Here is a 6,999-nt window from a genome sequence, read left to right as displayed (position 1 = left end):
TCGCACGCGGCGGCTACGTCCTGGCCGAAGCCTCCCGCGACGGGGCGACCGTGGACGCGCAGGTCATCCTGATCGGCACCGGCTCCGAAGTCCAGCTCGCCGTCGCGGCACGGGAGGCCCTGCAGGCCGAAGGCATCCCCACCCGGGTCGTGTCCATGCCGTGCGTGGAATGGTTCACCAAGCAGGACGAGGCCTACCGCGAGTCCGTCCTCCCCTCCTACGTGAAGGCCCGCGTCTCGGTCGAGGCAGGCCTCGCCCTGGGCTGGCGCGAGTTCGTCGGCGACCACGGCCGCACCATCTCCCTGGAACACTTCGGCGCGTCCGCGGACTACAAGCGCCTCTTCCAGGAATTCGGCATCACCGCCGAAGCCGTCACCGCCGCCGCGAAGGACTCCCTCGCCGCCGTCACCAACTGACCCACACCCCGGTTCCGGGGGCCTCGTGCCCCCGGAACCCCTCATTTCCAGGAGTTATGACATGACTACCCCCACCCAGCAGCTCTCCGACGCCGGCGTTTCGATCTGGCTCGACGACCTCTCCCGCGGCCGCCTGCAGACCGGCACCCTGGCCAAGCTCATCGAAGAGAAGAACGTTGTCGGTGTCACCACCAACCCGTCGATCTTCCACGCGGCCATCACCGCCGGCCACGACTACGACGCCGTCATCGCAGCCCAGGCCGCGGCCGGCGCCACCGTCGAGGAGACCGTCTTCGAAATCACCACCACCGACGTCGCCGACGCCTGCGACCTCTTCGCCCCGATCGCGGCCGCGACCAAGGGGGTGGACGGCCGCGTCTCCATCGAGGTGGACCCCCGCCTGGCCTGGGACACCGCCGGCACCATCGCCGAAGCCAAGCACCTGTACAAGAAGGTCAACAAGGACAACGTCCTGATCAAGATCCCCGCCACCCTCGAAGGCCTTGAAGCCATCACGGCCACCCTGGCAGAGGGCATCAGCGTCAACGTGACCCTGATCTTCTCCCTCGAGCGCTACCGCGCCGTGATCAACGCGTTCCAGTCCGGCCTCGAGCAGGCCAAGGACAACGGCCACGACCTCTCCAAGATCCACTCGGTCGCGTCCTTCTTCGTCTCCCGCGTCGACGCCGAGATCGACAAGCGCCTCGACGCGATCGGCACCGACGAGGCCAAGGCCCTGAAGGGCAAGGCCGGCCTGGCCAACGCCCGCCTTGCCTACCAGGTCTACGAAGAGCTCTTCGCCACCGAACGCTGGGCCCTGCTGGCCGACGCCGGAGCCCTGCCGCAGCGCCCGCTGTGGGCCTCCACCGGCGTGAAGGACCCGGCCTACCCGGACACCCTCTACGTCACCGAGCTCGTCGCCCCCGGCGTGGTCAACACCATGCCGGAGAAGACCCTCGACGCCACGTTCGACCACGGCACCGTCACCGGTGACACCGTCACCCGCGGCTACGACGACGCCAACGCGACCCTGAACGCCCTCGACGCCCTCGGGATCTCCTACAACGACGTCGTCGCCCTGCTCGAATCCGAAGGCCTGGACAAGTTCGTGGCCAGCTGGAAAGAACTCCTCGGCGACGTCGAAGGCGCCCTCGCCTCTGCACGGAAGGCTTCCTAACCCACTATGAGCACACTCAGCTACGACGCCGCCGGCGCAGCCCGCCAGGCCCACGAGCAGCACCTTCCCGCACTGCTGGAAGACCGCGTTGCCACCCGGATCTTCGCGAAAGACAACACCCTCTGGGGTGCCGACGCCGAGGCCGAATCGGCCATCCGGCTGGGCTGGGTCGAGGCGGCCACCGTTTCCCAGCCGCTGGTCGGCGACATCCTTGAGCTCCGCGACGCGCTGAGGGCCGAGGGTGTCACCCGCATCGTCCTGTGCGGCATGGGCGGCTCCTCACTGGCGCCTGAAGTCATCGCGGGCACCGCCGGCGTCGAGCTGACTGTACTGGACAGCACTGACCCCGAACAGGTCAGCGCCGCCCTGGCTGACCGGCTCGCCGAAACCGCCATTGTGGTGTCGTCCAAGTCCGGATCCACCGTGGAGACCGATTCCCAGCGCCGGATTTTCGAACAGGCATTCACGGATGCCGGCATCGACGCCAAGAGCCGCATCATCATCGTCACCGACCCGGGCTCGCCGCTGGACAAGGCGTCGCGGGAGGCCGGCTACCGCGCCGTCTTCAATGCCGACCCCAACGTCGGCGGCCGGTTCTCCGCGCTGACCGCCTTCGGACTGGTCCCCTGCGGCCTGGCCGGCGTCGACATCCAGGCCTTCCTGGATGAGGCGGAAGAGGCAGCCGAAATCCTCAACGATGACTCCGAGGAGAACATCGGCCTCGCCCTGGGTGCGGCCCTGGGCGGCACCACCCCGCTGCGGAACAAGATCGTCATCGCGGAAGACGGTTCCGGGATTGTCGGCTTCGCCGACTGGGCCGAGCAGCTCATCGCGGAATCCACGGGCAAGCTGGGCACCGGTGTGCTGCCGGTCGTGGCCGGTCCCACCTCCCCCGAAACCACCCTCGACGCCCCCGATGTCCTCGTGGTCCGGCTCGTCTCGGCCGACGCCGACGACGTGCAGCTCGGCGCGAACGAGGTCGCGATCGCGGGAGGGCTCGCGACCCAGATGATGGTCTGGGAGTTCGCCACGGCGGTCGCCGGCCGGCTGCTGGGCATCAACCCGTTTGACCAGCCCGACGTCGAGGCCGCCAAGGTCGCCGCACGCGGCCTGCTGGACGCCCAGCCCGAGCCGACACCGGCCAACTTCACCGACGGCGCCATCGAGGTCCGTGGCGGCGCATGGCTCGGCGGGGCCGCCACCGCTGCCGACGCCGTCAAGGCGTTGCTGGCGGAGCTCGGCTCCGACGGCTACCTCAGCGTCCAGGCCTATTTCGACCGGCTCGCATACGCCGAACTGGAGCGCGTCCGCGACCAGCTGGCGGCCGTCAGCCGGCGCCCGGTGACGTTCGGCTGGGGTCCGCGCTTCCTGCACTCCACAGGCCAGTTCCACAAAGGCGGACCCGCGATCGGGGTCTTCCTGCAGGTCACGGCAGCGTCCGCCACGGACCTCGCCATCCCGGGCCGGCCGTTCACGTTCGGCGAACTGATCTCGGCGCAGGCCGCAGGTGACGCCCAGGTCCTGTCCGAGCACGGCCGCCCGGTCCTCCGGCTGCACCTGACTGACCGCGCCGCGGGTGTCCGGCAGCTGCAGGAGCTCATTGCTTCGCTTGCCGGCCAGGCAGCACCGTCCACTGAGAGCTAAGGCACTTACGCAACCATGCCAGAAACCTACAACGGCGGCAGGAGCACGGCCGGCCGGGGGCGCAACCCGCTCCGCGACCCCCGTGACCGCCGCCTGAACCGCATTGCCGGACCGTCATCACTGGTCCTGTTCGGCGTGACGGGTGACCTTGCCCGCAAAAAGCTCATGCCGGCCGTGTACGACCTCGCCAACCGCGGACTGCTGCCGCCGAGCTTCGCCCTGGTGGGCTTTGCCCGGCGGCAGTGGGAGAACGAGGACTTCGCCGCGGAGGTCAAGGAGTCCGTTAAGGCGTACGCCCGGACCCCGTTTGACGAGACCGTCTGGAAGCAGCTCTCCGAGGGCATCCGCTTCGTGCAGGGCGAATTCGACGACGACGAGGCGTTCAAGCGGCTCTCCGCCACGATCGATGAGCTCGACGAGCAACGCGGGACGCGCGGAAACCACGCGTTCTACCTCTCGATCCCGCCGAAGGCGTTCGAACAGGTCTGCCGCCAGCTGTCCAAGCACGGCCTGGCCCAGGCCGAGGGCGACAAATGGCGGCGCGTCGTGATCGAAAAGCCGTTCGGGCACGACCTCGAATCGGCCCGGCAGCTCAACGACATCGTCGAATCGGTGTTCCCGCCGGACTCCGTCTTCCGGATCGACCACTACCTCGGCAAGGAGACGGTTCAGAACATCCTGGCGCTGCGCTTCGCCAACCAGCTCTTCGAGCCGCTCTGGAACGCCAACTACGTGGACCACGTCCAGATCACCATGGCCGAGGACATCGGCACCGGCGGCCGGGCAGGGTATTACGACGGCGTGGGCGCGGCCCGCGACGTCATCCAGAACCACCTGCTCCAGCTCCTGGCGCTGACCGCCATGGAGGAGCCGGTCTCCTTCAACGCCGATGACCTGCGCGCGGAAAAGGAGAAGGTCCTCTCCGCGGTCAAGCTCCCCGCGGACCTGTCCGCGCACTCGGCGCGCGGCCAGTTCACAGGCGGCTGGCAGGGCGGCGAGCAGGTCCAGGGCTACCTGGAGGAAGAAGGCATCCCTGCGGATTCCAAGACCGAGACGTATGCCGCAATCCGGGTGGACATCAACACCCGCCGCTGGTCCGGCGTGCCGTTCTACCTGCGCGCCGGCAAGCGGCTGGGCCGCCGCGTGACGGAGATCGCCGTCGTGTTCAAACGCGCCCCCAACCTGCTGTTCACCGACCACGGCGAGGACGACTTCGGCCAGAACGCCGTCGTGATCCGGGTCCAGCCGGACGAGGGCGCCACCATCCGGTTCGGGTCCAAGGTCCCGGGCACCCAGATGGAGGTCCGCGACGTCACCATGGACTTCGGCTACGGCCACTCCTTCACCGAATCCAGCCCGGAAGCGTATGAGCGGCTCATCCTCGATGTGCTGCTCGGCGAGCCGCCGCTGTTCCCCCGGCACGAGGAAGTCGAGCTGTCCTGGAAGATCCTGGACCCGTTCGAGGACTACTGGGCGTCCCTGGACGAACAGCCCGAGCCTTACGCGCCCGGCAGCTGGGGCCCCGCCTCAGCCGACGAGCTCCTTGCCCGCGACGGACGAACCTGGAGAAGGCCATGATCGTAGATCTTCCCGACACCACCACCTCGAAAATTTCCAAGAAGATCATGGCGCTGCGCGAGCAGGGCGGCGTGATCGCCCTGGGCCGTGTGCTGACCCTCGTGGTCGTGACCCGCTCCGGGCTTGAGGAGGAGGCCATCGAAGCCGCCAACGAGGCCAGCCGGGAACACCCGTGCCGGATCATCGTCCTCGCCGACGCCGGGGCCGAGGCCCCGACCCGGCTGGACGCCCAGATCCGGGTCGGCGGCGACGCCGGCGCGTCCGAGGTCATCCTGCTGCGCGGGTACGGTGAACTCGCCGAGGAAAGCGAATCCCTGGTCGCGGCCCTGCTGCTCCCGGACGCGCCGATCGTGGCCTGGTGGCCGCACGGAGCACCCAGGAACGCGTGCCAGACCTCCATCGGGGCGATCGCGCACCGCCGGATCACCGACTCGGCCAACGAGGCGGACCCGGTCGCGGCGCTGGAGAACATCCGCCGCACCTACAAGGCCGGCGACACGGACCTTGCCTGGACCCGTCTGACCAACTGGCGGATCCAGCTGGCCGCTGTCCTGGACCAGGTGGACGACTCGCCGGTCACAGCCGTCGCGGTCGAAGGCGCGTCGGACTCCCCCAGCACGCTGCTGCTCGCGGCCTGGCTGACCCTTGCGCTGGACGTGCCCGTGACGATTGTCGCGGATCCCGCCGGCACCGGGATCCGGCGGGTCCGGCTGACCCGGACCGGCGGCGACATCCAGCTTTTCCGGCCGGGGCTGACCATCGCGGAACTGACGCAACCCGGTCAGCCGGCGCAGCGGATTTCCCTGCCGCGCCGCAGCCTGAAGGACTGCCTGGCGGAGGAACTGCGCCGGCTGGATCCCGACGAAGTGTTCGGTGAAGTGATTACTATGGGACTGCCACGTACCAATCTAAGGAGTGTCCGTCCCAGTGAGCGCTGATCCGAGAGTAAGTATCCATCCTGACTCGACCGTCCTGATGGCTGCGATCGCCGCCCGGCTGATCACCAAGCTCGTCGACATCCAGGACCGGCATGGCGAGGCCACGGTGGTGCTTACCGGGGGCACGATGGGGATTGGTTCGCTCAAGGCCGTGGCCGAATCACCGGCGGCGAAGGCCGTCGACTGGTCCAAGGTGAACTTCTGGTGGGGTGACGAGCGGTTCCTTCCGGAGGACCATGCCGAGCGCAACGTCCGCCAGGCCCAGGAGGCGCTTCTGTCCCGCGTCCCCGTTGATCCGGCACGCGTCCATATGCCGGGGTCCACGGACGACTTCGACACTCCAGATGACGCCGCGGCGGACTATGCGCGCAGGCTCGCCGAGGCTGCCGCCGCCGAGCACGCCGCGGACATGTCCGATGACCGGCCCGAGCAGCCGGGCCGCCTGCCCCGCCTGGACATCGTCCTCCTCGGTGTCGGCCCCGACGCCCACGTCGCATCGCTTTTCCCGGAGCAGGCGGGCATCAGGGAGAAGGACCTTACGGTGGTGGGAGTCCAGAACTCCCCCAAGCCGCCACCGGCCCGGGTCTCACTGACCCTGCCCGCCATCAACACGGCAGCCGAAGTGTGGATGGTGGTGGCAGGCGAGGACAAGGCCGGTGCCGTGGGACTGGCCCTGGCCGGCGCCAATCCCGTCCAGGTTCCCGCGGCCGGACCGCGGGGCCGGCAGGAGACGCTCTGGCTCATCGACGAGAACGCGGCCTCACGGGTCCCGGAGCAGCTCGTCCGGAAGGGCCCGGCCGGCGCGTAGCCGTTCCAGCGCTCCAGCCAGGACGTCTTCGGCGTCCTGGCTGGAGCGTCGTTCTTTAACGTATTCCAGATGGGTCTTGAACCCCTCCGCCGGCGCGTCTTCCAGGGCGAACTTCGTTTCATCGCGGGTGGCGGTCCCGCCGCAGCGCCGGCAGTCCCAGACTCCCGGGATCTGTTCCTCGGGCAGCTGTGCGAACACGAGCGCGGTTTCATGGCCTTTGGCGCACCGGTAACAGACACGAATACGGGGCTGGCGTACGCCAGCCCCGTTCATTGGCTCGTGGCGGGGAGATGCCCCCTCGGTAGCGCCCACACGGATTCCCTTGAATCCGGAAGCAGAATGCAGCATCGGGAACTCCTGGCTACTCAGCTGGCGGAATGGTGCTTGCCAGCCACAGTGTAGTTCGAGAGTTCCCGATGCAGGCAGGGCCGCAAGGCC

Annotated in this window: 7 protein-coding genes; 6 read left to right on the top strand and 1 reads right to left on the bottom strand. The window is 68.6% G+C overall.

The window, feature by feature from the left end:
- From CFN17_RS16730 to pgl, 6 genes are all read left to right on the top strand, one after another.
- Positions 1 to 416: transketolase-like TK C-terminal-containing protein (locus CFN17_RS16730; protein ID WP_315968637.1), on the top strand; the 416-nt coding region annotated here is incomplete at its 5' end.
- Positions 417 to 477: 61 nt separating this feature from the next.
- Positions 478 to 1,593 (top strand): transaldolase, encoded by a 1,116-nt coding sequence (gene tal / locus CFN17_RS16725; RefSeq protein ID WP_208748850.1) that lies wholly within the window; start codon positions 478 to 480, stop codon positions 1,591 to 1,593.
- Positions 1,594 to 1,599: 6 nt separating this feature from the next.
- A complete protein-coding gene (locus CFN17_RS16720) occupies positions 1,600 to 3,237 on the top strand; it encodes a glucose-6-phosphate isomerase (protein WP_208748849.1) in 1,638 nt (545 codons plus the stop codon).
- A 15-nt stretch (positions 3,238 to 3,252) separates the two neighbouring features.
- Positions 3,253 to 4,815, top strand: coding sequence for a glucose-6-phosphate dehydrogenase (gene zwf / locus CFN17_RS16715; protein WP_208748848.1), 1,563 nt, complete (start codon positions 3,253 to 3,255; stop codon positions 4,813 to 4,815).
- On the top strand, positions 4,812 to 5,753 hold the full coding sequence (locus tag CFN17_RS16710; protein WP_208748847.1) for a glucose-6-phosphate dehydrogenase assembly protein OpcA: 942 nt from the start codon (positions 4,812 to 4,814) through the stop codon (positions 5,751 to 5,753). The genes zwf and CFN17_RS16710 overlap by 4 nt, the downstream gene beginning before the upstream one ends.
- Positions 5,743 to 6,561 carry a 6-phosphogluconolactonase gene (gene pgl, locus CFN17_RS16705; RefSeq protein WP_208748846.1) on the top strand — a complete coding sequence of 273 codons (819 nt, stop codon included), beginning with the start codon at positions 5,743 to 5,745 and terminating at the stop codon, positions 6,559 to 6,561. The genes CFN17_RS16710 and pgl overlap by 11 nt, the downstream gene beginning before the upstream one ends.
- Here pgl and CFN17_RS16700 read toward each other — a convergent pair.
- Positions 6,514 to 6,834, bottom strand: a complete 321-nt coding sequence (locus CFN17_RS16700) for an RNA polymerase-binding protein RbpA (protein WP_261792480.1) — start codon at positions 6,832 to 6,834, stop codon at positions 6,514 to 6,516. The two genes, pgl and CFN17_RS16700, sit on opposite strands and share 48 nt — an antisense overlap.
- Positions 6,835 to 6,999 lie beyond the last annotated feature (165 nt).

Source organism: Arthrobacter sp. PM3, from assembly GCF_003352915.1.
Classification (GTDB): domain Bacteria; phylum Actinomycetota; class Actinomycetes; order Actinomycetales; family Micrococcaceae; genus Arthrobacter.
Note: the sequence above shows the minus strand (reverse complement) of the source record. Positions and strands in the feature narration are given on the sequence as shown.